The following is a 23,451-nucleotide window of genomic DNA, read 5'->3' as shown; positions in this document are numbered from 1 at the left end:
AGGCGCTGCCGCCATCTGTGTTTGCGATGGCTGAAACGCTGGGTGTATTTCCGTGCACTTTTCTACTCCGCTGCTGTACGGCCCTGTGCCTGCCGTAATTCTTTATTGTTATCTGTCCACATCCGCCATGACGAAGTCGATGCTGGCAATAATGGCAATAAGGTCAGCAATCAACAGTCCGTTGGACATCAACGGAATCATTTGCAGGTGTGGGAATGAAGGGGTGCGAATTCGGGTCCTGTATGAGGTGGTCCCCCCATCACTAACGATCTGGTAGCTGTTGATTCCTTTAGTGGCCTCAATGGGATAACACACTTCGCCGGCTGGCATTACCGGTCCCCAGCTGTTATTCACAAAGTGCTGAATTAAAGTCTCGATATCCTCCATGGTGCGCCCCTTTCGCGGAGGGGTAGTCAAAGGGTGGTCCGACTTATAAGGGCCTGCCGGCATATTTTCCAGGCACTGGCGGATAATCCGCAGGCTCTGCCATATCTCATCCACCCGGACCCGGCAGCGGTCGAAACAGTCCCCACCATCGTAGCTGGGAATCTCGAACTCGAACTGATCATAGCCGCTGTAAGGGCGCTTTTTACGCAGATCCCAATCCAGGCCCGTGGCGCGAAGCCCTGGCCCGGTAACCCCCCACTCAAACGCCTCCGCCGTATCGTAGACACCAATGCCACGGGTGCGGCGTTGCAGGAGTTTGTTTTTAATTACCATGCCGTCGTAATCGGCTAAGCGTGCGGGCATATAGTCAAGAAATTCCCGCACCATCTTGTCCCAACCTTGGGGTAAGTCCTGCGCTACTCCGCCGATACGGAACCATGCCGGGTGCATTCTGCCGCCGGTAATGGCCTCAACTATTCCAAACAGTTTTTCCCTATCGATAAACATATAGAACACGGGAGACATCTGCCCCACGTCCTGGGCAAAGGTGCCAAAAAATACCAGGTGGCTGGATATGCGGAAGAACTCGCACATCATCACCCGTATCATCTGTGCGCGTTCAGGGACCTTAATGCCGGCGAGTTGCTCCAGTGCCATCACATAGGGCAGGTTGTTCATGACACCGCCGAGGTAATCGATACGGTCGGTGTAGGGCACATAGGTATGCCAGGCCTGGCGCTCGGCCATCTTCTCTGCACCGCGATGGTGGTAACCGATATCTGGCACTGCATCGATAATCTGTTCACCATCCAGCTGAAGGGCTACACGGAATACCCCGTGCACACTGGGGTGATTCGGGCCCAGATTGAGGAACATAAACTCTGAGTCTTCATTACTCCTGGCCATGCCCCAGTCTTCCGGCCGGAACAGCAGGGCGTCTTGTTCTTTGCGCTCCTTCTCTTCTGACAGACTAAATGGGTCGACTTCGGTAGCTCGGGCGTGGTGATCCTTGCGCAGTGGATGCCCCTTCCAGGTCAGGGGCATCATGATTCTCTGTAAATGGGGATGACCGGGAAAGTCGATACCGAATAGATCCCACACTTCCCGTTCATACCAGTTGGCATTCTCCCAAACGGCAGTAATAGTCGGTGCGCTCAGATCACTCTCGGGAAGAGCCACCTTGATACGAATAAATAAATTGCGGGTAAATGAAAGTAGTTGATATACCAGGGTGAAATCGCTGGAAGGCTGTTTTTCGGTTCCCTCCCCACGGTTGACCCGCAGCCGTTCGTCGATAGCACTCAGGTCATACAGCATTTCAAATGGCTGGGTGATATCCCGCTTGAGAAAGAGTAAAAGAGGGATCAAGGCATGTTTCTCGATCCACAGTGTGGGCATATCATCACAGTGTGGCTGCCACCAGAACGAGTGAAGCTTATATCCGGTGTCGAGGTCCCGAATAAATGCCTCTGCTGCTTTCCTGTAGGGAGTTGCTGTGTGGACAGTTTTCGCAATTACGCCAGTCATTGGCTATTCCGTTGTTTTTTTCTTATTCCATGAAGCCTAAACACTGTCGGGCGCACGTAGCATGTCAGCTTTCATACGTTCCTCCCTATGGAGATCACGCTGACTGGGCTTTGGAACCTTGTGAGTTCCTTGATCATCCACAACCCAGCTGAAGGCTCGTCTCTCCGCAGCCACCGACTTTTGCAGCAAGGTCAATCCCTGCAGTAGAGCCTCTGGGCGTGGTGGACAGCCGGGCACATAAACATCGACCGGGAGAAACTTATCGACCCCCTGAACCACACTGTAGATATCGTACATACCGCCGGAATTTGCGCAGGAACCCATGGAGATGACCCAACGGGGCTCGATCATTTGCTCATAGAGTCGCTGTACCACTGGTGCCATTTTCAGGAAAACCGTCCCTGAAATTACAATCAAATCCGCTTGTCGTGGGGTTGCTCGGATGACCTCAGCGCCAAATCGGGAGATGTCGTGGCGGCTGGTGAAGGCGGTGGCCATTTCTACATAGCAACAGGACAACCCGAAGTTAAATGGCCACAGGGAATTTGAACGGCCCCAGGAAACCAGCTCTTCGAGTTTGGTAAGGAGAATATTTTTTTCTAAATCTTGAGTGCTTATTTCTTCAGAAGGATTGCCGTGTTCGGTAGCAATAAGGTCGTCGGCTTTGCTCAGCTTCCAGCGCATTATGAATTCTCATTGTTGTTATCGGGGTTTTTGGCGTTTCTCCAAACTCTTCTGGTATCCGCCCCAGTCAAGTGCACCCAGGCGCCACAGATAAATAAGCCCCACCAGCAGTATCACGATAAATACGGTGGCCTCGATAAACCCGAGCAGGCCAGTTTCATAAAATGCGATGGACCAGCTAAACAGGTAAATCGCCTCCAGGTCGAAGACGATAAACAGGATGGCAACAAGGTAATAGGCGACAGAGAGGCGCAGACGCGCATTGCCCTGGGAAACAATACCCGACTCATAGGGCTCATCGGTAGCCGGGTCTCTGCGTTTCTGACCGAGAAAATAGGAAAGGCTGAGCATTAAGGTAATTAGGGCAAATACGGCCAGACAATAAACAATCAATGGCCAAATCTGAGGAGTGAACTGATCCGGGTAATTCAACTTCGCTCTCCCATGTTTCTGCGGGCGAAGCCCGTATCAATCACTGGTCTTGCAGTAAAAGGGCAAATCAAGAATTCTGATTTTGAGGGTGCTCTCACGCAAGAAGAGATAATTTGAAAAACGATTATTGCTTTTCTGAGAAATTTTTTAGTTGTCGGTAATCCTATTCGCTTGTCTGATTTATAAATCGTTGCGGGAGATAGCGCCAGTGGTGCGAAGGAACGTTTAATTCTTATGTGTATACTTTTTATTCGGTAGGGTTATGTAATGTCTTGCGACAGCTGAATAAATGAAAATGTGCGCCAGTTTTCAGAAGATGAAGGAGGGTCCTATTGCTATTAAACTATTCCTCTGATTAAAAGCAGATCGGTATTTTAGGGATACGCTGTACTGGAATTAGAATGTGATGTTATTGATTTGTTTGGCACCTAATAATTCCATCATAGTGCACTCCACTTGCGGTTCTGTATGGGACCTTCCACTTGTTATGAGTGAGGTAGTTTGGCCAAGCAAGTACATTTATCCAATTCTTCTCGGTATTTCTAACAAGGTACACATCGCTTGCGTTACATTGAAGCTTGTACCTACGGAACCCTTCTTCTATCACGGAATAATCTCGCCCCTTAAACTGAACTTCAGAGTCACCCCAATGGCCATCTGAGCTTTCAAAGCTTACATCGGGGTTGTGGATTTTTATAATGCCAAAGAGGAATGTGATTCCTAAAGCCAAAATTAATAAGCAAATTGCTCTTATTGTGGTGGTAGTCATCGCTTGCTTCTGAGTAACTTTTAGTCTCTTTTTAGGCATGCTTTCGGCGTAGGACTATAGCGCTTAACTTCTATAAGAATTGTAACATACAAGCAGTTTGTTGATTGGCGACAATGATATGCTGTGTGTAGATTACTTGCGAATTACAAGGTCACCACCACTAAACTGAATTTTCTGTCCTTCGAAGATAACTTCCTCCCAGCTATCAGGGTTCGACGATTCGTTTTCATGTACCACTAAATAGCAAAAATTTGGATTTTCAGTTTTGGGTAAGCTACTTACTAGTGAACTTGCACTGATACCATATTTTTCGCAAAGTTCAAGCTGTCCTATCGCCGACTTTATCTGAATTAAAATGCCAATATGCTCAGCTTTAAGTTCTATCGATTCAAAGTCATTCACCGATTCTAGCTCGGTTAAATATCTTTTTAATTCTTCTATGGCTGGGTTCATAGTGATTTACTCATGATGCCTCGCTGAGCCGAGGGCATACAGAATTTATTTTGTGATTAGCTCAGCGAAGCATGTGTCAATGTTGTGTACGTTCTGGTTATGATTTGTCCCAATCTTTAAATGGAAAATATAATAAATTGGAATTGTAATATCTTGGATCTCCAGTAACCTCTTTATCAATCCACTCCGGCAACTCCACACTTTCAGATTCACTTTGCATCTCGACCTCAGCAACAATCAAGCCGTCATTGTCTCCATGAAAGATATCTATTTCCCAGGTGTGTTTTTCGTGCTCTACTATGAATCTCGTTTTATCTATGATGGGACCATCACATAGCTCCGCAATCATTTCATTTGCGTCTTCAAAGGGTATTGGATACTCAAACTCAGTCCGTGTAATTCCTTTACTTTCACCTTTCAATGTTAGATATGCATGCTCTCCGATTACGCGAACTCTGACTACAGCTTTGGGCTCCGTACTTACATAGGCTTGTTTGATTCTCTTTCCACCTGTAAAAGAAGCAATAGCCTTTTTATCTACTAAGAACTTCCGCTCAATTTCCTTTGCCATACTTTCTCAACCCTAAATCTTAACACTTGCTTAATAGGCATATACGAGGTAGTCAAAATCTGACGCGCAGCGTAGTAGTCAGCCAGTATATGCCCTTGTTGGAGCACTTATAAGCCGTTTTTCCCGAATTCTTTCAATGCAATTAACGCTTCCTTTGCTTTTTCTGATTGTACAAAAATATGGTCATGGAAGTATGCTGCAATTACATTTGCGCTAATACCCTTAGAAGCCAGTTTGTTTGAAACAGCGGCTGTTAACCCAACAGCCTCTAAACTAGAATGTACGGTTAAAGTTATTTGCTTGTAAGTATTTTTAAATTGCAAGCCCTCACGGCTTGCGATATCTTTTGTTAAGACAAGTGTTAATCCTTCTTTTTCGTTGAAGCTTGCAAGTGGGTTCCATTCAATATATTGAGCTAATGAGCCTGAAACAGTGCAAAATACAAATTCGTCTTCAATAAGTACGGGGTTCATTTCGCTCAAAAGACGCTCTAGTTCTAGAATTCCTGACATTGCTTGATAATTCCAAGTTCTTACTGATACTGCAAGTGTCTACCAAAATGGTTTGAAGGTGCAAGTCAGCGAAGGTAGAGCAAAATTACCGTGGAAAAATTCAAGTGCTTCACCGATAGATACCGTCCCATCATTTCTGTTGATTGTGAAATGATAACCGTCATTGATATCAGATTATATTAGGTTCAATATGATTTATCTGCTAACGCCTCGTATAAGGGCAGATAAAAAAGTGTTGTGTTTTGGCTATCCCAGCGAACAAGGGGATCGATTGCGTCGGTTTATTAACTGTATGAACCAAAATCATAACGATATATCTCTGGAAACAAAAAACCTATGATTAGTAAAATTAATACAGCAAGCACTCCAATGACCATTGCAATAAATGGGTGAACTTCTTTTCCTTCGTGGTTGTCGACTGCTCCTGGCATATTCTCAGGCATATGCACCATCTCGCCTAACAGCCCCAGAGCTGTAACTATCACTACGGTCATATAGAAGCTGCTTCCAAAGAAAAATGAAATCGCAGCTGCAACTACAGCTACCAATACGAGCCTAAGTGTTATTCCTTTTCCCTTATTCATGATTTTACTAGTCAGTTAACGCCCCGCCAAACGGTAAGCGGAACGCAGTGTATCGATCCCAATGGAGGCCGCGCCTTTTACGATCGGAATAAGTTTGAGCGGCTTGTTAAGTGTTTGTACTTTAGTGCTTTCTGAAATCACGCCTAGGAGCCTCTATACCGTGCCTTTCTTCTCGAATTTCTTCTAACCACACTAGACGTTTGAAAAATGATTTACGTCCCGTAGTGGTACCACCATTTTTTGAGCCCCACATACAGCGCTCAATTTCCTTATTTATGTCAGGGAGAGACATGCTGGAGAATTTCTCCAATTCTTTATCACTCCCTTTTGAGCCTCGTTTCACTCAATTGCTCCTGACGCTTAACGTCTTGCCATGGGGCGTGGACATCCCGCAGAGGTCCAAAGGGCTGCACCTAATGTAAGCAACTTCTTATGCATACATACCTTGGATTATTTGGTATACCTTATATGCTATACCTGAATAAATGGGTATTAGTAGCATTGCAAATGAACCAATACCGTATACTCGTGCACTTAAGTATCCGCTTGGATTTGTCTCAGTACTGAAGAGCTTAGATAGATTTTCCTTGCTTCCATGATCTATAGGAAAATAAAAGTTATTTATGCTTAGTTTAAACTTAATCTTAATTTTTTGCTCCATAAGGATCATCAAAAAGTTCATGCCTAAGAACATATAGATAATTAAGTAACCAAAAATTATAAGTAATACTACCGTATTCATTTAAACCTCTTTGAGTTAACAGGCAATTCCCTTGGAGTGCATAATATTGCCAGCACGGGCAGTCGAAGCCAAGTGTGGTTAGTCCAGTCTAAGTATTTTAAAAATGATTGTACCGCAATTTGTTAAGGCTGATTTCGCTCTGGACTATCCGAAACTTTTACTAATATCACTGGTGGTAATCTTCTTGCTTGATCAAATGCAAATTTATCTGTCTCAGTTAAGAGGAATTCTTTATTGTGATACTTTACATAATAAAATATTTTTTCATCCATAAATTCACTGTCAAAGGTAATCTGGTTTCCCTGTAAAGAATATGAACCTTTATAAGGTTTATAGGGCACTTTATTAAGGTGGCAATTTGGATCACTTTTGTTGCACATCATATCAGTAGTGATTTTATGAATGAAGCCTATATTTTCAATCACTAAAATATGCCCGCCAAATAAGCCAAGGCCTATCGTGGACTCACTTTTATACTTGCCAAGAATTTCATTCCCTAGAGCTGGACTAGCAAGAAGAAAGCATAAAATAGTAATTAGTTTTTGCATGATGTTGCCCTAACAGTATATTCAAAAGCAGCTGAACATTATCATTCGTCAAAATATCCTAAGGATACAAAAATACTATATTTAGTAAAAATATGATATCCAGAGGGTTGGCTGGCATAGTCATAAAGATGCTTTTGTGACTATATGAATCCTACGCTAGAAACCCGCTCTTCTTCAATAAAGTGAAGAACATTCAGCGGCTTGGAGCGACTCTTCAAGCTCTGGAAGCGTTACGCCTACATTTTTTATTTTGCGTCTACGGTCCTCGGGTCCCACATCTATTTCCGCAAGAGTTACCTTCAAATCCTTCAGCTAGGAGAGCTGGATATGGTCCGAGTATCAGAAGAAGTAGATATGTTGATCTGAAAGCATAAGACTGAAGAGAACTTAAGGATTGGAACAAGTGTGTCAATCACCGTGCTGGAAGTTAAAGGCAACCAAGTGAAGAAATTTACCGACAAATTCAAAAGGGACGGGCGCTATGGGGTGGAAATCATTAAGAAACTGGCTGGGTGCCTGGAATGCTGTAATCAGAGACGTGCATTGGTGCGTCCAATTTACAGCATTTTGGTTAATGGCGCTTACGAGTGATTATGTTCTATCGATGTTTAGCTAGCCGCTATCAAGGGCTACTAACTAAAAAAAATCCATAAAAGGTACCATAAATATTTAGTAGCCCTACTGAACTACGGACTGATAATTTCGATCACTGGTCTGTCTAATGCCTGATGTGATTAATTTTCCTAGAAGTCTATCTTTACCATTTTCTATAGACCATTGCATTTCTCAATTAGGTATTGTAGTGCATATTGGCAAAGGGCTTAGTGACTCCGCGATTAGGATACTCATAAAATCAGACGGACCAACTCGGATTTCTTGGGCTGTATAGAAATATTTAAATCATTGAACTTTATAACTTTCCATTTTAGTAATTAAGAAGTCCCAAAAAGCCTTGATACGTGCTGTGTTTCTCAGATCCTTATTAGCCAGAATCCACAAGGATGAGTTGTACTTAGCATCCAATCGATAGAGTTCGACAAGATCATACGAATCATCAGTTGGTAGCAAAGCTATTCCTTGATCATTAAGCGCAGCGTTCAATGCTGTAGTGATAGAATTGCAATATATGGATTTAGCGTTGTGTTTAATTCGTTTCTGATACCAGAGCACTGCTGGGTTATCTAAGTGCACGTAGTCAATAGCTGTTAGGTGTTCAATTTCGGACAACTTGAAAGGAGCGTTATACCCTCTAGCCTTCAAAAAGACTTCAGAGGCATAGATGCTTAAGTTTACATCTCTCATTTTACGTGCAATAAGGTTTTCCGGTGCTGTATGACTTGCCCTAATGGCAATGTCCGCATCGCGATGCTCGATATCCAGAGCCTGCTCACTTTCAAGGATCTCAAACTCAACGTCGGGGAATGGCCTCCGGAATTCACTAACCCACTGGGGCAAAGTGGTCGTTGCCATTGTTGAGGGTGCGGTAACACGAATTAAACCTTGAACTTTGTCATGTTGCAGAGAGCTTTGAATGAGGATGCCATCGGCCAATGACTCCATTCGCTTGGCACTATCCAAAATAGTTCGCCCCGCCTCAGTCAGTTGGTAGCCGCGACGACTAACAATAAATAGCTGCGTTGAAAGCTCGCTTTCAAGCTGCTGGATCCGCCTCCAAACAGTGGTTGAATTAATATTCAACTGGCTAGAAGCCGCCTTTAAGGTTCCTTTCTCTGCAAGCGCGATAACGACCTTCAAATCGTTCCAATCCATGACATTACCCTGACGTTGCATTCATGCAATATAAGTTTGCCTTTTTGTCTATATAACTGCAATAAGAGAACACCTAGTCTGTGCTCGTCATTAACGAAATAGGGTTCCCTTCATGAGAAAACAGGTAGTCATCTTTTACGTGGCCTCATCTATGTTCGCGGTGCTGATGATGATATCAGGCATGGCCAAGCTATCAGGTCAGGAAGCCATTGTTCAGGCAACGGTTGATTTAGGCTACCCGCTTTATTTGTTGAAAATCTTAGGAACCGCCTATTTGATTGGCGCGATTGCAATTCTTCAATCAAAGTTCAAAACACTTAAACAGTGGGGATATGCAGGCTTCTCGATAGCTCTGATCGGGGCTTCGGGGTCGCACCTACTGGCCGGGCAAGCGCTCAGCACCGCTTTACCAGCTACTGTCCTATTAGCCGTCTTAGCGGTTGTTATAACCTTGAATGCGAGACTGACTCGCCTTAATTTTTCTGATGAGGAAGTCAGAAATAATATCTCCTCATCGCAAAGAGCAATGTCAGAGGCCAATGAGATATGACCTGTTACGGTGTATTGGATAGAAATATGTCGGCTTACTCCGTTGATTGATCTGACAAGAGTAGCAATCAACAGGAATACAGTTTTATGGAGGTTGCTAATGTTGGATCACTGGGTAAATAGCCTTACCTGACACTCTTCAGGATACCTTGGAGGATGAGGTAACCGGTTCAGGCCGTATTAGCTGTCGGTCGAGTGAGTGTCCTGAAGAATTTAAGCATTGCATTTACACTCAGGAGTCTCTATCTGTTAGCCTCGATTTGCCTCCAATAAAATTTTCAGGGTCTGCTGGCAATTCTTTTTAAAAATTAGATACATTGAGGACAATCTTACGCCCTCCGTATAAAGGCTCAAGGACCATGCGTGCTTGTTGTAGCTCAAGGATATTGTACGTATATTCTTTTTGTTCTTTCTCATAATATTGATCGTATTCTACATACAGCACAGAGTCTTCTATAGACCAAACAAAATCATAAGTGGGCGGAAAGTGTGGGTGGCCAATATATGTATTAAACTCGCCTTTCTCTCCCTCTTGATAGGTCCAATGTTCTCCGGGCCTACTCCAAGTTTGAATTAACAGGCTTCTGGTAAGGTTGTCGTCACCTTCATAAGGTACCTGAATTGCGCAACTGATAGCAGTAGCTATTACTAAAATAATCAGAACGATACGCATAGTATCCTGGAAAACGCGCTGTTTTGTAAGATTCTAGCAGGCTATCTACTTTTTTAGTTTTCATTAAGTAGTAGTTTCCATCGCTCTTAAAATATACTCCACCTGATTTACCCTCATGCCGCCTGCTTGGTCAGTTAGGCACTTTATCCTCGAATTTTGTAGCTATAGACAGATTCATGGATTTTTTTATAGCTGGGGTCAGAGCCATCAGATTCTACAACAGTGACTCCCTTTGCAGGCATATACAAACCGTACTCTGAAACGAATACACTACCATATTTGATATAAGCACCACTTTGGTCGCAATAGGAATGTCTTTTTCCAATGGGCTCGATATGTTCTACCTCGCTAGAAAAATACTCCCCTTTCTCTGCACATTTTAATAATAGCCGCTCCAAAGACTCAGTCGCTGCTTCTATATTTATGCTGTCTTCATCTATACTTGACGAACAGGAGCATAGAATTAAAACCATAGGTAAAAATACGTTTTTCATTATAGCTATTTTTTATTCCTAACACTTTAATCGACCAGCTGTATTGATTTTTTGGTAATTAGTTGTACTCTGGGCTCAGTACTAGGTACTTGCCCTGAATCCTAAAATTTAGGTTTTGTAGATCGGGCATCCATGTCCCTTTATTGCTCCCCTGTGAATCCCATTGAGCTTGTTCATGCCAACCTTCATGGAGGATGGGATCTTTGCAATAAAAGCCACCTTTTCGAATGAGAAATTTGTTACATGGCAGAAAAGGGTGCTCCCAGGTGGGGTCTGGTAACCAATAGGTCCCATCGGAGTAGGGCACTACGAAAACTGTCATTTCAGGATTTTTGACCACAAGAGCTTTATACCATTGATAATCGACTTCTAGTGCTCCAGCCTCTGGGATCTCGGACAAGTCTATTCTGATTTTTGAGCTGCTCTTAGCAGCTTTATTTGGGTTCATAGAGGCAAAAAATGGTGTTGCGACAAAGACTAAGCCAATTAAGATGCTCAAAGTGGTAACTAGTGATAATAGCTTGCGTCGATTCATAGGATTACTTGCGCCTTTTGCACGTCCTGTTACATAAAGCCTCCACCGGTAAAGTAGACGCTAGCTTATATTCATCTTATGCGGTCATTTTTTCATATTGATCCTAAGGAAGGACACATCACTTGTCCATTAGGAGTCTAGCTCAGACGGTATACTTGATTCTCTTTATAAACTTTCAACCCTAATATAAGAGATCCCAGTAAAGAGAATTAACGAAAGATACTTACTGCTTTACAAAAGGTTTCAGTCTCACTCTTATGGAACTTAACGCATTTGTGGTTTATTAGTGCATCATTAACTTTCGGTTCTAACCAAATTTTGGGTTGCATAACTATCATTGCACTGGGGTTAGGTACCCTGTAATTCGACGGTTTTCTCTGTCTCGCATGCTCTCCTCACGGCTAAGCTGTTTGTAAAAGACGTGAGAGGGTGTAATTGAATATCTATACAGATATATGGTACCAAAGTGCCGTTGTTTGTGAGCAATGAATGTAAATCTTTCAGCTTTTAGAAACGTGTCGCTCTTTTTTGGAGAATCAACTTCCTTATGCGATTTCTCAACTTGTTTTGCTAGATATTCGTCTTCTGTCAGAGGTTGAGGTTTCATCCCTTTTCATACTCATACTACGGCTGGTCTTCTAGACCAACTTTTTCTCTCTACTTTCCCGTTGTTATCTATACTTCATTTCTGGATGTAGTCCGATGATGTCGGAGGTGGTACTCGTATCTACCATTAGTTGATTAATGATAGCGATCACTTTAACTATGAACGCTGTTGAGAATGCAACAAGGTGCTCTTCGCAAGTATTTTCGGCACCTTCTGCCGATATATTCAAAGAGAAGGCGATTATTCAATGGAGCAAAACTTCATCCAAGATTTGATTCGCGATCTTCCAAGTACCACGTAGTAAATTTCTTCCACCATTACCGCGCACCAGTCAAGATAACGTACGCAATAGAATTCATAGAGCTTGCTTTACTTATTGCCATTATAGGTACGCTTGTTTTGTAATTGATATCTATTGCGCCTGAAGTCTTTACTAGAAAAGTATATATTTTGACTTACAGTCGTCTGTAAATATGAGATAATGCTGGAAATAACTCTGTCGATAATAGACCTGTCTTCCATCCCATTTGTAAATTGGATTTATCTCAATGAAAAAAGTATTAACAGTATTGCTTCCAGCAGCAGTGCTTACAGGTGTTGTTGCGCCGAAAATTGTTGGCATTCAACTTGAGTCATCCATTGATGAAATAGTCACTGCCGCGAATGAAAATTCGGCATACACGGTTGAAGTAAAAAGCATGGATTCATCCTGGTTTTCAACCCAGACAACCTTTTTGGTGAGCTTGGATGTCAGTGCTTTCTCGGATGTATCAGGTGCCCCTGAAATTGATCCTTTTTCTGTAGAAGTAGACTTTAGTGCTTCCCACGGCCCCTTCCGTTTCGGCGAGCATGCTGGTTTTGGTTGGCTTGGCTGGACGCTAGAAGTTGCCGGTGATCAATTGCGTGAACATTTGGTTTGGGCTGAGGAAGCTCCTTTTTACCAGATCCATGGCAATATGAATGCCTTAGGTGGTTATTACTATAACGATAGCATTACGCCATTTACTACTGATGTTGAGAATCAAAAAGCTCAGTTAACCTTTAGCGGTTTTCAAGGGAAAGGGCAATATCAGGATGAGCAACTAGCTTATCAGGGGAGTGCCGATAGCCTTACCGTTACTTCCGAGCTAAGGGATTTTAAGGTTGAAAGGTTGACTATGAATATGACCATGCCTTCCTCCCTTGAAGCAATGTTTGAAATTGCTTTTTATGATTCTGATACAACAATTAACTTTGGTGCTGTAAAGTTTAATGATAGAGAGCAAAACGAAAATATTGACATTGCTGATTTATATATAAAGGCCAGTACTGAACTCAACCCAGAAAATCAGCTGGGGAATATGCAAGTTGCCTATGGAACTAAAAAGGTCGATATAGCTGAATTCCACGGTGAAGATCTGGCCCTTGAGCTTGAGGTCACCAATATCAGCCAGGAATTTATGAAGTCTTATCAGGACTTTGCCGTCTCACTTAATAAACTATCTACGGAAGAAGCAACCGCTAAGACAATGGAGTTTATGAGCGAAAACTTGCTATCTTTAGTGGCTGGCGAGCCTCAACTGAACATTACCAGCTTACGTGGCACTTTCCCACAAGGCAGCTTTAACAGTAACCTTCATACTAGCTTAGTTGGCATCAGTGCGTTACCGGAGCAACCGCTAGATCCGGCTTTTTGGCTGTCACACACCTTAGTTGACGGAGAGCTAAGTGGAGATAAAGCTGTGATTGAATTTATTGCCGTACAAGTGATGAAAGCCCAATTGAAAAATAACCCTCAAACTCAAGGTATGAGTGAAGAGCAACTGGAGCAAATAGCTGCTCAACAAGTGCCGACGATATTAGCGTCTCTTGAACAGCAAGGTTTGTTAGTGTCTACCAATGACGGCTACATCTCAAATGTCAGCCTGAAAGACAGCGAGCTTAAGGTGAATGAAAAACCTATGCCGCTACCGCTTTAGTAGATATTAGCCTTTTGTAATAGAAGTGGCTTATCTTAAGCCACTTCATACTTCTCCTTCTCTTGTTACCCTTCCAAGGCTGATGATTTATTTGTTTTCCTGTTTTAACGGTGTTGTCCTGGGTTGCCAATAAGGTTGGACATAGGTTAGTGTTGTAGACGGTATAATCGCAATAATATCTCATCTAAACATTGCTGCCCCGTGGTTATCATGAGCTCATATGTGATTCTCTAAATACTGATGATGTAGTTATTAAATCAAAGCTAAGTAATAATAAGTGTTAAAGCTTGGGGTGCTCTATTTTGAGTTTTATTGTTTTTTTTGGTAAATAATTATCAATATATTTAGATTGCGAAAGATCGCTTTGTTGATATCTTTAGGGTGGGGTATTGTTAGAGCTCTATTTCCAGTTTTTTGATTTCTGATTTGCTAAATTTTCTACCTTCAATATCACATGTATCCCTTACTTTATTCATATGTTCTCCGTTCGGCATTTTACACTTGTGTATATAATGTATGTATTTAGCATTGTTAGCACCTAGCAAAACATGTAGTGCTGACTCTGGTACCTAATCAAGTTACGTTACCGTGACTTTTTACTTTTGCGGATTTTAAACATTATTATTTTCGGAACTCCTTGTATCAATTAGCGCGAGACATCTGGATCAATATTTCCTGATAATATTTTACTTGTAGGTGGATTATTTCTAGAAGACTATTAACGCTTAGGATTATCGGCGAGGCTTTGCCGTGTCCAGCAAATTGATTATTGTTAAGCGATGCCTTATCTCTCTCCTGACTTGCATTGAACAGCTTGATTTACCTCGCTGAGTATAAAGTTACGAAATGCCTGTACTCCAGGAGTATCAAGTTTTTCGTATGGACAGACAAGATAATAAGAGAAGTTGGAATCAATACTTACATCGAATGGTTTTACGATTCTTCCAGATTTTAAGTCATCCTCGATTAGCGATATTCGGCCCAGCGCAACGCCTTGGCAGTTTTCGACTGCAATTGCGAGAGAGTTACTATCATTCATGACGCTACCTGATCGCGGATCGACATCGTCGACCCCGGCTGCTTTGAGCCACGATGCCCAATCGTCAAAATTATCTTCATGCAGTAAGGTTTGATGCTTGAGGTCGGAAGGCTCTTTCAAAGGATTTTTGCCGTTAAGCAGCGAAGGGTGGCAAATCGGGCTTAAATCGAGCGGCAACGAAAGCCTGGTCACTGAGCCTTGCCAGTTTCCATCACCAGCTCGAATGGAAATATCGACGCCATCGTTAGTGAAATTGGCGAGAGCCAGGGTATGGTGAACATTCAACTGTATATCAGGGTAGGCTCTCCAGAAGTTACCTAACCGCTGTATTAACCATTTGCTGGCAAAACTGGGGGTTACGCTCACGGTTACCACCGGAGATTGACTCTCGGCTTTGATGAGGTGGAGCATATTTTCGAGTCGATCAAAACATGCACTGGCTTCGGATAACAGCTTTTTCCCAGCATCGGTCAATGAAATCGACTTTCCCGCACGATGGAACAATTTTACACCCAGTCTCGACTCCAAATTTCTCACTTGGTGACTGATCGCCGTTTGCGTAACGCTCAACTCCTTCGCAGCATCGGTAAAACTCATATGCCTTGCCGCAGCCTCAAACCCACGCAAGCCGGCCAAAGATGGTAAAGATCGTGTTTTGGTATGAATTAAACTCATAAGTACATGTAATTATATCCTTTTGCTACCAATTTTAAAGATCGTATATTGATCTCCACCCATGAATTATTTGCACTAGAGGATAGCGTAATGTCCGAAACAAGAGTTGCTATTATGACTGGAACTGGTCAGGGAATTGGTACCGGCTGCGCCCGCGAAATGGCTAAGGCGGGTTACAAAGTCTCGTTGATGTCCCCTTCCAACCGCAGTGTTGAACTGGCCAAGGAATTAGGTGGTATAGGGCGGCAGGGTTCGGTTCTCGAAACCGCAGATCTGCAAGCAATGGTCGACGACACGATGCAAACCTATGGCCGTATCGACGCCGTCGTTAGCAATATGGGCCATGGTGGCGGGGTGCCGGAAGAAATTAAAACAGTAGGGTTCGATCCTGATTTCAACGGCCCCCTGCTCGAGCTAAGTGATGATCTCTGGCATGAGAGCCTCGATATGTACGTGCTCAATGTCGTCAAGCTTGCCCGTATCGTCACGCCGATTTATATCGAGCAGGGGGGAGGGGCATTCGTCAATATTTCTTCAATGAATACGGTTGAGCCGAGAGCGCCTTATCCGATGAGCATGCTGCGTGGCGCTTTACACAGTTTTGCCAAGCTCTATGGTGATCGTTATGCAAGACACAATATTCGAATGAATAATTTAATGCCGGGCTTCTGTGAAAACGTAAACCTGTCGGAGTTTGCCCGCAGATCCATACCCGCACAGCGCACTGCCACGTTCGAAGAAATCGGGCAGACCTGTGTCTTTCTTGCTTCACATGAAGCCCGATACATCAATGGGCAAAGTATCTTGTCTGATGGCGGTATGAATCGGGCGGTTCGCTAGACACTAGTGACTACTTGATTTAGTTGAAAATCCTATTAGAGCGCTCAGTACTTTGAAGCCCAAATTGCCAACCTATGCATGATTGCCTTCTGTGATATCTTGTCTTCTGGAAGCGGTTGAATTACTTTATCGTGAACTAAAAGACGGTAAATATATTCGAGTTTCTCGTGAGCTGAATCGGTAGCTTCGAACTCGACAACTCCTCGCTTGGTGCCATATGCAGTACCGAGTGCTATAGCCTTTTTCACTAACTCTTTTTCGTTTTTGAGTTTCTTCATTATTATGTCTCAACGAGGTTGTCGATATTACGCACCTACCGTTTTTAGCAGAGGGAAACTGCGGAACCGCAGGTGTAGTAATTTTTCAGCTTACCTAAATTTGTTAAGGACTGAACCTCGGCACTAACTCTCCAAGTATGCCCCAACAACCGATTCTAATTCTTGAACTAACTCTGAGTCCATGTACTTGTATTCATCTGGGATATCTAAGACATGAACTGGCTTATGATCCAGGATTCTAGAGAATTCTGCTATTAGCCTATTTTTATGCTTTTGTTCCATGACGAATATCACGTCAGCCCAGCGAACATCCGCTGAGCTGACTGTTTTTTTAGCTCGCGGGCTGGTACCCGCAGATTTAGCGTTGAAATCAGGGTGTTTTCTCCAAATGGCTTCAGCTGTAGGACTACGCCACTGATTCCGGCTACATATGAATAAGAGATTTCGCATATCTTAATCTTTCTCAGGAAGCTCAGTATTTAGGATTTGAAGCATAGTTCGCTTGGGGTACTCGATCCCTAATTGCTTAGCTCTACGAAGCTTTTCAGAGCGTGTATACATCAACTTCCAGTTTTTCTCCGAAATCCATGGCTTTTCAATTCTAGCACTATTCTTATGGGGCTTAGCTTTGGTCTTGGATCTTCTCGCAGCCCTGCTTCTTAAATCATCCATTATTCTTTCCTCTATCAATTATCGGGTTCAGCAGCCGCGATAAAACGGAGAGGACTCCTAATCTTGCGTGTGTTTAACACTTGGCGCGACGAGGAAGCACATAATGCTGAGTCCAGCAACACCTAGCATGGGCATGGACTAATGGAGTTATAGCCCACTGTAGGAAGATTACCGTTCAATGGATTCCATTAAATGCTAACTACTAGCGAATGGCAACTGCAGCACTGTGAGATCTTGTGGAGAGGAAGCCGCTAGTAAAACGGAGATTCATTACGGATAGGGAACCGCCAATTGCGGAGCTGCACGATGGGTGGCATGGGGGGGCTAGAAACTACCGGCTACCCGATTTAGGTTTTTTTTCACTACGATGGAGAATATATGCCAATGATGCGGTGTACCATCTGTAGTTTCTCCTGAAAGGTCATGTTCAGTCCACTTTAATAGCTCAAAGTTACTGAGGTATTTTCTTATCTTCGATTCATTCATAACTAGAGTATCACTCCAAAATGCTTCCTTATCATACTCAGGCCCTGCCATTGTGTCTTTCGGCCCTAGGAATGAACCACAAAAGATTCCACCCTCTGTCAAAGAGTCAGTTATTTTCAACCAAACTGACTCAAAATCTTTTTCAGGACAAAAGAAAAGACTGGCATCAGCAACTACCAGCGAGGACTCAGGATAGTTAAAAGTATTAAAACTATCCTTTGATAGAATAACCTGCTCATCATCTTTGAATCGTTTACGACATCTAGATATAGATTCATTTTCGATATCAAAGGCATGAACTGTGAAATCTTTACCGCGCAAATAAGCGATATCTGATCCTGCTCCACAGCCACAATCAACAGCAACCTTTCTTCCTTTTACTTCGCTAAGAGCAAAAATTAAATCTTCTCGAGTATCACTGTGTTCTGTTGAGTCATAATATTTGGAGATTTCTCTCGTTGACATTCCCTATCTCCGATGAGCAGAAAATCTAACGAGGCTGTAGAAAAACAGTTTTAGAAAAAGCTGTCATTCTTCAGGTTCCTCCAAACAAAAATTTCGGTCTACATTTAGCGATACCACTAAATTTCTTTCATTGTATTAAATTTAGGGGCCTTGATGCCCTTAACTTATACTCAATCAGTGGATACTGCCATATCTCATCAACTTTTCTATATTATGTACCAAGCAGAACATCTGCCATTGTCCCTGAACCTTAATTTTTCCTCGTAGCGAGAAGCGATTCAATCGCTTGTTGGTACCAATGTTCTCGAACACTGGCTCGACAACAGACATTCGATGTCCATAAATGGTCTTGCCTTCGATACTATCAACCCGCTTTTTCATCCAGTCAGTGGCTGTCCGTCCGTTTGTCCAAGTTAGGGATACTTGCCTTCCGTGTCCTTTTCGAGAGTTGGCAGAATCCGGGTTTCGCATACACTGATTTTTAAGGCTGCATCCCCTGCAGTCAGTGAGGCGCCCTTCGAACAATAGCTTTTTCTTACCTTCACTAACATGCTCTTCCTTTAATAAAAGCATAGATTTTCCTGCCGGACAGATACAGGTTTTCTTTTTCTTATTGAATGTAAATTCACTAGCAGGGAAAGTCTGCTGGACATTAGCCCTACCTTTTTGTTTACGCTTGCCATACTTGGCTTTTTGCTTAGCAAAAGCTTTATCACGTGAACGGAATTTATTGTCAGGTATGTAGGCATTGATGCCGCTCTCTCGCAGGTAGCTGTAGTTAGCGTCGTTGGAGAACCCAGTATCAGCAGTAATGATGACCTGTTTGGCCAAGATGTCTTCATCTATTCCTATATGCTGATAATGGCAACTGATGCCATCGAGAATAGGCTTCAATGTATGATGTTCTTGCCCCTCACCAAAGGCCTGTGCTTCAACAACTATCTGATGCTTCCTATCAACTGCGGCAACGCCGTTATAGCCCTGGATGGTTCCCTTGCTGGTAGTCATCTTGGCTGACTCATTGTCTGTGATATTACTTTTTACTTCTTTAGGGTTTTTACCTTGTCCCATCCTGGGGGAGTGATTCTTTAAGAACTGATCAATTTTATCAAAGTGTTTCTGAAGAGTATCAGCCGCTTTAGCTACCGCTTGTTTTCGCTCTTTTTCTTTAGGCTTCCTGCCATCAAGCCTCTTGTGCTCTTTGAGGCAATATTTGATCTTCTTGCGAATTTTTTCCTGCTTCTGTTCTAGTTCTTTAAAAGTTCCCGAATGTTCTTTGCTGGCATTGGATGGCATCTTGCATCCATCTATTGCAAAAAGTTCGTTGCCAAGCAGCCCCTGCTGATCGCAGACCAGTAACACTTGCTCAAACACCGACTCAATCGCATCAGGATAACTGCTTACGAAACTCGCAATACTAGTAAAATGTGGAACGGTATCGCATGACAGTGCTTTGAAGAGGATATTGTTCTCACATTGCCATTGAATTTCACGGCTTGAGGTAATACCTTTTGAGTAAGCAAACAATATGATTTTCAGGAGGATGGCTGGATCATAAGCGGTTCGCCCGCCGCTATCATTTTGATATTTTTTATGGAAGACAGAGAGGTCGATATGGTCATCAATCAAATGATGAAGTGTAAACTCAAAGGTTTCAGGTTGTAGTTGTTCTTCGAAATTGATGATTACCATTGCATCTTGGTTGTAATCGTAACGTTTGAAATTGGGCATATGGATAATCTCGACATCAAGACCTCCATTTTAACAAAAAAGCTACCTTTTAAGAGTTTTTCTACAGCCTGAACGCCGCCAACAGCGGCCGAGCGTAGCGAGGTCCAGCTCCCGAAGGGGGGATGCTACTTGGCCTTGGTATTCCCAGTATGGGCGTGGACCAATCCCCTGTAGGAATATCACTGCTGAATGGGATCCATTAAATGCTAACTACTAGCGAATGGCAACTGCAATACCGTAAGGTATCGTGGGGAAGAACCGCTGGTAAGACTACGAGCTGACGGACCGAAATATCCTAGAAGGCTTAGCTTGAAGGCGAGGTGGACAGGGATACCGAAGCCATATGATCTAACGGGTAGAGTAAATGATATCGTTGCGTGATCGCTGGGTAGATACTCATTACCGATAGCGAGCCGCCCATTGGAGCCCGCACGATGGGTGGTGTGGAGACCGGTAGATAAAAACTACCGGTTACCCGATTTATAAATCGTTAACGGGGGATCAGGGTATTTAAATCGATGTCAGTTCACGTTTATCCAACGCAATTCGTCCTGATAGAACGACCATCTTGATATTTTTAAGGTCACGAATATCACTCCAAGGCTGACCATCGACAAGTAGTAGATCAGCAGATTTACCAACTTCAATAGTCCCCAGTTGATCAATTAACCCTAAAGCTTCCGCACCATTTCTAGTGGCGGCTATAAGCGCTTTCGCATCAGGTAGTCCAGCATCAACCATACGTGACAATTCATTGTGGTAGCTGTCACCAGCAATCATTTTGCCTTGTGTATCAGTGCCAACACCAAATTGAACTCCAGCCTCGTGTAGGGCGGGTATATTCAGGTGTCCCTTGGGTTCTCGACCTAAAGTTGGCACATAAACTATATTGTGCTCGACAATTAATTGCATTGTTTCTGGGCTAATGAGATTGCCATGTCGCACACCATGCTCAATGGTAGTTATTCCAGCTTTAATAGCTTCATTAGTTTCTTGTGGAGAGCCTGTGTGTACAGCAACCCAAAGACCATGCTTGCGAGCTTCCGTTGTAATAGCCTGCAAGGTTTCCTTTGAGATGCGTGGTAACGTGATTTCGCCTTGTTCATTTGTATGGCCCTGATAGACGGCTTTAATACCGTCAATGCCTTGCTCAACCAGAGCAGCGATTTTCTCCTTTACATATTTTGGATCATCGGATTGCACGACCATTTGCTCGATCATCCGATTTGGTATTCTTTGAACCGGATGTCCACCAGGAGCAGTAAATATTGGCCCTGCAATAAACATATGTGGTCCAGCGACCTCCTGGTCGTCAAGTGATTTTTTTAGCTTATAAATTCCCGAGCTGGGATCGCCGACGGAACGATAACTTGTAATACCTGATTCGATCAGCTTCCGCCTAACATCTGGCTGCAATCGGATCGAATTCCAAATCATTACAGGTAAGCTGCTCTCACTAGAATCAGCTTTACCACTGAAAAAATGACCGTGAAGCTCTATGAGGCCAGGTACAATTGATTTACCTGCTGCATCAACTTGAATAGCATCTATTGGTACTTCACAAGTATCTCCCAGACAAGAAATTTTACCATCCTCTACAAGGATTCCAGGGTTCTCAATGGGCAACGTACCAGTACCATCAAATAAGCTACCATTGCTAATCCACATGCTTCTACTTGGTTGCTCCCAAACATATAGATTATGGTTGTAGGCGACTATAAATGCGATCCCACCAAGTACAACAAAGCTGGCAAAATATTTTAGAAATTTTATCAATGAGAATCTCCCTTATAATTATATCGCCCGATCACCGAGCAAATTTTGATAGCGATTTGTGTGTAATTTCGCTTAAAAAGTGACAGCTAAAATTTATCCCGTGCAGCCACCTGGTACGCCCAGCATGAGCGTGGACTAAGTGGGGTGAAAGTCCCATGTAGGAGGATCACCATTTAGTGGATTCCATTAAATGCTAACTACTAGCGAATGGCAACTGCAACACCGCGAGGTCTTATGGGGAAGAGGTCACTAGCAAAACTACCAGCTGACAAATAGAAACATCCTAAAAGGCTTAGCTTGGAGGCGAGGTGGCCAAGGATACCGAAGCCGGGTGATCTAACAGGTAGAATTAATGATGCAGTTGTGGAGTGAAAGATCACGCTCCTATCTGGGGGGATCTGTTTCACTTGCTGCTGCGAAGCTGTCAGCCCAACCCGTTAGCTGACATCGCGGGGATAGAAAATAAGTGGCGGAACACAGCTGCGCCTCGGTCAGTAATGATCAAGGTAATTAAACAGAAATCAACCGACGGCATAGTAGCTAAGTGCCAATATTAATACCTTGGATATGGTGCAAGCCTGAACCCTAAATCTACGCGCTAAAAGGCAGAGCTAGCGTACCGATATGTTTCCAGTTGGATAAAGTTGAGGTATCGCACTGCCATGATACTCAACTCAATTGAAGAGCTGTTTGAGACTATCGTTCGCCCGTACAGATAGGGAGCCGCCCATTGCGGACCCGAACGATGGGTGGTGTGGGGGCCGGTAACTAGAAGCTACCGGATTTAGATCAATTAACCTTGATGAGCCCACCAAAACACCCCTTTGGCCCACCAACACCATAGGTATACTCGTATATTTCACCTGCTTTGACGGTTAGCTCAAAATCATTTTCATTGTCAGCGCACGACATAGTAATTGTATGTTTGCCTGGGCTGACTGCTACAGGGCCATTTTTTGTATTTGCAGGTAGGCCATCAATGGCAGTCAAAGAAACCGTTGAGCCGCCGCTTGTTATTGACCAAATATTGGTTGAGCCTGCCCTAATAAATGCTGATTTCTCTAGATCTTCCTTTGGGATAGAAGCTGCGCAACCAGCTAGAAAAAATACCAGTGACAATGCTATTAAAATACATCGCATTTTTTTCTCCTTAGATTTTGCGCCCTGTTCCACTTTCGGGGGTTAAATTGCAGCTGTATGTTATGGCTGGAGCTTACCCTGTCGTTGAAGCCAGAGTGCCCGCTCCTGATCTTTTGATAATCTTGGCCTTGTAATTGTTATAACTATAAACATGTTCATTAGACCGATGAAAAAAGTAAATGGATTGCCTGTTTCAAGTAGCAACAACGGTCCAAGTAGAAATATTAACCCAGCAGGGATAAGCCTAAGCTTAATACTATGGGCGCTAATTGCCAACTTAACAAAACCTCCGAGGACTACTCCTGGAATAACCCATCCTAAAACAGAAACAAATAACTCCGGCGCAGCATAGAAGACTGCTAATGTTGGAAAAATTCCAATCAGTGTGGCTATCAACATGCCCCACAGGCTTTCTCGTTTATTCAAGTTTCGTAATATCTCTTTTTCTTCTTGATATTTTTCTATTGTCATCTCTTACTCGATTACCAACTTATCCATAGTGCGTCAATAACCCGCAGCTGAAAAGTAGCGAAGCGGACTGTAAGCTGTTGGCC

General features: G+C 43.3%; 25 protein-coding genes. 4 read left to right on the top strand and 21 right to left on the bottom strand.

Annotation, left to right across the window (positions count from 1 at the left end):
- Window positions 1-108: 108 nt before the first annotated feature.
- The 8 genes from nuoC to ACYX4J_RS16920 all read right to left on the bottom strand — a co-directional run bounded on the left by nuoC (window position 109) and on the right by ACYX4J_RS16920 (window position 7,209).
- On the bottom strand, window positions 109-1,914 hold the full coding sequence (gene nuoC, locus ACYX4J_RS16955; protein ID WP_413664590.1) for an NADH-quinone oxidoreductase subunit C/D: 1,806 nt from the start codon (window positions 1,912-1,914) through the stop codon (window positions 109-111).
- Between the two features lie 36 nt (window positions 1,915-1,950).
- On the bottom strand, window positions 1,951-2,598 hold the full coding sequence (locus ACYX4J_RS16950; RefSeq protein WP_282934025.1) for an NADH-quinone oxidoreductase subunit B: 648 nt from the start codon (window positions 2,596-2,598) through the stop codon (window positions 1,951-1,953).
- An 18-nt stretch (window positions 2,599-2,616) separates the two neighbouring features.
- Complete coding sequence (gene ndhC / locus ACYX4J_RS16945) at window positions 2,617-3,030, bottom strand: NADH-quinone oxidoreductase subunit A (protein WP_282934024.1); 414 nt, start codon at window positions 3,028-3,030, stop codon at window positions 2,617-2,619.
- Between the two features lie 901 nt (window positions 3,031-3,931).
- Window positions 3,932-4,252: a hypothetical protein gene (locus ACYX4J_RS16940; protein ID WP_476177142.1), complete on the bottom strand. Its 321-nt coding sequence runs from the start codon at window positions 4,250-4,252 to the stop codon at window positions 3,932-3,934.
- Window positions 4,253-4,349: 97 nt separating this feature from the next.
- Window positions 4,350-4,823 (bottom strand): CYTH domain-containing protein, encoded by a 474-nt coding sequence (locus ACYX4J_RS16935; protein ID WP_476177141.1) that lies wholly within the window; start codon window positions 4,821-4,823, stop codon window positions 4,350-4,352.
- A gap of 107 nt (window positions 4,824-4,930) precedes the next feature.
- Complete coding sequence (locus ACYX4J_RS16930; RefSeq protein ID WP_444939843.1) at window positions 4,931-5,335, bottom strand: ACT domain-containing protein; 405 nt, start codon at window positions 5,333-5,335, stop codon at window positions 4,931-4,933.
- Between the two features lie 284 nt (window positions 5,336-5,619).
- The gene (locus tag ACYX4J_RS16925) at window positions 5,620-5,919 is read right to left on the bottom strand and encodes a hypothetical protein (protein WP_476177140.1); all 300 of its coding nucleotides are present in this window, start codon (window positions 5,917-5,919) and stop codon (window positions 5,620-5,622) included.
- An 864-nt stretch (window positions 5,920-6,783) separates the two neighbouring features.
- The gene (locus ACYX4J_RS16920) at window positions 6,784-7,209 is read right to left on the bottom strand and encodes a hypothetical protein (RefSeq protein ID WP_476177139.1); all 426 of its coding nucleotides are present in this window, start codon (window positions 7,207-7,209) and stop codon (window positions 6,784-6,786) included.
- Window positions 7,210-7,614: 405 nt separating this feature from the next.
- Between ACYX4J_RS16920 and ACYX4J_RS16915 the strand changes: the two genes are divergently transcribed.
- Window positions 7,615-7,800, top strand: a complete 186-nt coding sequence (locus ACYX4J_RS16915) for a hypothetical protein (protein WP_476177138.1) — start codon at window positions 7,615-7,617, stop codon at window positions 7,798-7,800.
- Between the two features lie 309 nt (window positions 7,801-8,109).
- Here the strand turns inward: ACYX4J_RS16915 and ACYX4J_RS16910 are convergent, their stop codons facing one another.
- Window positions 8,110-8,979 (bottom strand): LysR family transcriptional regulator, encoded by an 870-nt coding sequence (locus tag ACYX4J_RS16910; RefSeq protein WP_476177137.1) that lies wholly within the window; start codon window positions 8,977-8,979, stop codon window positions 8,110-8,112.
- A gap of 112 nt (window positions 8,980-9,091) precedes the next feature.
- On the opposite strand from ACYX4J_RS16910, the gene ACYX4J_RS16905 reads away from it, so the two are divergent.
- Window positions 9,092-9,529, top strand: a complete 438-nt coding sequence (locus ACYX4J_RS16905) for a DoxX family protein (RefSeq protein ID WP_476177136.1) — start codon at window positions 9,092-9,094, stop codon at window positions 9,527-9,529.
- Window positions 9,530-9,829: 300 nt separating this feature from the next.
- Here the strand turns inward: ACYX4J_RS16905 and ACYX4J_RS16900 are convergent, their stop codons facing one another.
- From ACYX4J_RS16900 to ACYX4J_RS16890, 3 genes are all read right to left on the bottom strand, one after another.
- The gene (locus ACYX4J_RS16900) at window positions 9,830-10,201 is read right to left on the bottom strand and encodes a hypothetical protein (protein WP_476177135.1); all 372 of its coding nucleotides are present in this window, start codon (window positions 10,199-10,201) and stop codon (window positions 9,830-9,832) included.
- A gap of 143 nt (window positions 10,202-10,344) precedes the next feature.
- Entirely contained in the window at window positions 10,345-10,695 is a 351-nt protein-coding gene (locus tag ACYX4J_RS16895; protein ID WP_475708617.1) for a hypothetical protein, read from the bottom strand.
- 58 nt (window positions 10,696-10,753) lie between these two features.
- Window positions 10,754-11,230 carry a hypothetical protein gene (locus ACYX4J_RS16890; RefSeq protein ID WP_476177134.1) on the bottom strand — a complete coding sequence of 159 codons (477 nt, stop codon included), beginning with the start codon at window positions 11,228-11,230 and terminating at the stop codon, window positions 10,754-10,756.
- Between the two features lie 1,155 nt (window positions 11,231-12,385).
- Here ACYX4J_RS16890 and ACYX4J_RS16885 point away from each other — a divergent pair.
- Entirely contained in the window at window positions 12,386-13,795 is a 1,410-nt protein-coding gene (locus ACYX4J_RS16885; RefSeq protein WP_476177133.1) for a YdgA family protein, read from the top strand.
- Between the two features lie 784 nt (window positions 13,796-14,579).
- On the opposite strand, the gene gcvA is transcribed toward ACYX4J_RS16885, so the two are convergent.
- Window positions 14,580-15,509, bottom strand: coding sequence for a transcriptional regulator GcvA (gcvA, locus tag ACYX4J_RS16880; RefSeq protein WP_476177132.1), 930 nt, complete (start codon window positions 15,507-15,509; stop codon window positions 14,580-14,582).
- A gap of 90 nt (window positions 15,510-15,599) precedes the next feature.
- Here gcvA and ACYX4J_RS16875 point away from each other — a divergent pair, with 90 nt between their 5' ends.
- Window positions 15,600-16,349 carry an SDR family oxidoreductase gene (locus tag ACYX4J_RS16875; protein ID WP_476177131.1) on the top strand — a complete coding sequence of 250 codons (750 nt, stop codon included), beginning with the start codon at window positions 15,600-15,602 and terminating at the stop codon, window positions 16,347-16,349.
- 44 nt (window positions 16,350-16,393) lie between these two features.
- Here ACYX4J_RS16875 and ACYX4J_RS16870 read toward each other — a convergent pair whose 3' ends face one another.
- From ACYX4J_RS16870 to ACYX4J_RS16835, 8 genes are all read right to left on the bottom strand, one after another.
- Window positions 16,394-16,627: a DUF5062 family protein gene (locus ACYX4J_RS16870; RefSeq protein WP_413664607.1), complete on the bottom strand. Its 234-nt coding sequence runs from the start codon at window positions 16,625-16,627 to the stop codon at window positions 16,394-16,396.
- A 123-nt stretch (window positions 16,628-16,750) separates the two neighbouring features.
- Window positions 16,751-17,077 (bottom strand): low molecular weight protein tyrosine phosphatase family protein, encoded by a 327-nt coding sequence (locus ACYX4J_RS16865; protein ID WP_444895007.1) that lies wholly within the window; start codon window positions 17,075-17,077, stop codon window positions 16,751-16,753.
- Between the two features lie 3 nt (window positions 17,078-17,080).
- The gene (locus tag ACYX4J_RS16860; protein WP_475710597.1) at window positions 17,081-17,299 is read right to left on the bottom strand and encodes a hypothetical protein; all 219 of its coding nucleotides are present in this window, start codon (window positions 17,297-17,299) and stop codon (window positions 17,081-17,083) included.
- A gap of 324 nt (window positions 17,300-17,623) precedes the next feature.
- A complete protein-coding gene (locus ACYX4J_RS16855) occupies window positions 17,624-18,250 on the bottom strand; it encodes a class I SAM-dependent methyltransferase (RefSeq protein ID WP_476177130.1) in 627 nt (208 codons plus the stop codon).
- A 174-nt stretch (window positions 18,251-18,424) separates the two neighbouring features.
- A complete protein-coding gene (locus ACYX4J_RS16850; RefSeq protein WP_476177129.1) occupies window positions 18,425-19,981 on the bottom strand; it encodes a transposase in 1,557 nt (518 codons plus the stop codon).
- 510 nt (window positions 19,982-20,491) lie between these two features.
- Window positions 20,492-21,757 (bottom strand): amidohydrolase family protein, encoded by a 1,266-nt coding sequence (locus ACYX4J_RS16845; protein WP_476177128.1) that lies wholly within the window; start codon window positions 21,755-21,757, stop codon window positions 20,492-20,494.
- Window positions 21,758-22,546: 789 nt separating this feature from the next.
- Window positions 22,547-22,897 carry a hypothetical protein gene (locus ACYX4J_RS16840; RefSeq protein ID WP_476177127.1) on the bottom strand — a complete coding sequence of 117 codons (351 nt, stop codon included), beginning with the start codon at window positions 22,895-22,897 and terminating at the stop codon, window positions 22,547-22,549.
- 60 nt (window positions 22,898-22,957) lie between these two features.
- On the bottom strand, window positions 22,958-23,368 hold the full coding sequence (locus tag ACYX4J_RS16835) for a hypothetical protein (protein WP_476177126.1): 411 nt from the start codon (window positions 23,366-23,368) through the stop codon (window positions 22,958-22,960).
- Window positions 23,369-23,451: the final 83 nt, after the last annotated feature.

It is taken from the genome of Microbulbifer sp. ABM4_008, from assembly GCF_056311705.1.
The sequence above is the reverse complement of the archived record's forward strand: the minus strand, read 5'-3'. Positions and strand labels throughout refer to the sequence as shown.

Excerpts from the sequence above, each read along its gene's own strand:
- nuoC (WP_413664590.1), bottom strand. The coding sequence starts at position 1,914 with ATGACTGGCGTAATTGCGAAAACTGTCCACACAGCAACTCCCTACAGG.
- ACYX4J_RS16950 (WP_282934025.1), bottom strand. The coding sequence starts at position 2,598 with ATGCGCTGGAAGCTGAGCAAAGCCGACGACCTTATTGCTACCGAACAC.
- ACYX4J_RS16940 (WP_476177142.1), bottom strand. The coding sequence starts at position 4,252 with ATGAACCCAGCCATAGAAGAATTAAAAAGATATTTAACCGAGCTAGAA.
- ACYX4J_RS16935 (WP_476177141.1), bottom strand. The coding sequence starts at position 4,823 with ATGGCAAAGGAAATTGAGCGGAAGTTCTTAGTAGATAAAAAGGCTATT.
- ACYX4J_RS16930 (WP_444939843.1), bottom strand. The coding sequence starts at position 5,335 with ATGTCAGGAATTCTAGAACTAGAGCGTCTTTTGAGCGAAATGAACCCC.
- ACYX4J_RS16925 (WP_476177140.1), bottom strand. The coding sequence starts at position 5,919 with ATGAATAAGGGAAAAGGAATAACACTTAGGCTCGTATTGGTAGCTGTA.
- ACYX4J_RS16920 (WP_476177139.1), bottom strand. The coding sequence starts at position 7,209 with ATGCAAAAACTAATTACTATTTTATGCTTTCTTCTTGCTAGTCCAGCT.
- ACYX4J_RS16910 (WP_476177137.1), bottom strand. The coding sequence starts at position 8,979 with ATGGATTGGAACGATTTGAAGGTCGTTATCGCGCTTGCAGAGAAAGGA.
- ACYX4J_RS16905 (WP_476177136.1), top strand. The coding sequence starts at position 9,092 with ATGAGAAAACAGGTAGTCATCTTTTACGTGGCCTCATCTATGTTCGCG.
- ACYX4J_RS16900 (WP_476177135.1), bottom strand. The coding sequence starts at position 10,201 with ATGCGTATCGTTCTGATTATTTTAGTAATAGCTACTGCTATCAGTTGC.
- ACYX4J_RS16895 (WP_475708617.1), bottom strand. The coding sequence starts at position 10,695 with ATGAAAAACGTATTTTTACCTATGGTTTTAATTCTATGCTCCTGTTCG.
- ACYX4J_RS16890 (WP_476177134.1), bottom strand. The coding sequence starts at position 11,230 with ATGAATCGACGCAAGCTATTATCACTAGTTACCACTTTGAGCATCTTA.
- ACYX4J_RS16885 (WP_476177133.1), top strand. The coding sequence starts at position 12,386 with ATGAAAAAAGTATTAACAGTATTGCTTCCAGCAGCAGTGCTTACAGGT.
- gcvA (WP_476177132.1), bottom strand. The coding sequence starts at position 15,509 with ATGAGTTTAATTCATACCAAAACACGATCTTTACCATCTTTGGCCGGC.
- ACYX4J_RS16875 (WP_476177131.1), top strand. The coding sequence starts at position 15,600 with ATGTCCGAAACAAGAGTTGCTATTATGACTGGAACTGGTCAGGGAATT.
- ACYX4J_RS16870 (WP_413664607.1), bottom strand. The coding sequence starts at position 16,627 with ATGAAGAAACTCAAAAACGAAAAAGAGTTAGTGAAAAAGGCTATAGCA.
- ACYX4J_RS16865 (WP_444895007.1), bottom strand. The coding sequence starts at position 17,077 with ATGCGAAATCTCTTATTCATATGTAGCCGGAATCAGTGGCGTAGTCCT.
- ACYX4J_RS16860 (WP_475710597.1), bottom strand. The coding sequence starts at position 17,299 with ATGGATGATTTAAGAAGCAGGGCTGCGAGAAGATCCAAGACCAAAGCT.
- ACYX4J_RS16855 (WP_476177130.1), bottom strand. The coding sequence starts at position 18,250 with ATGTCAACGAGAGAAATCTCCAAATATTATGACTCAACAGAACACAGT.
- ACYX4J_RS16850 (WP_476177129.1), bottom strand. The coding sequence starts at position 19,981 with ATGCCCAATTTCAAACGTTACGATTACAACCAAGATGCAATGGTAATC.
- ACYX4J_RS16840 (WP_476177127.1), bottom strand. The coding sequence starts at position 22,897 with ATGCGATGTATTTTAATAGCATTGTCACTGGTATTTTTTCTAGCTGGT.
- ACYX4J_RS16835 (WP_476177126.1), bottom strand. The coding sequence starts at position 23,368 with ATGACAATAGAAAAATATCAAGAAGAAAAAGAGATATTACGAAACTTG.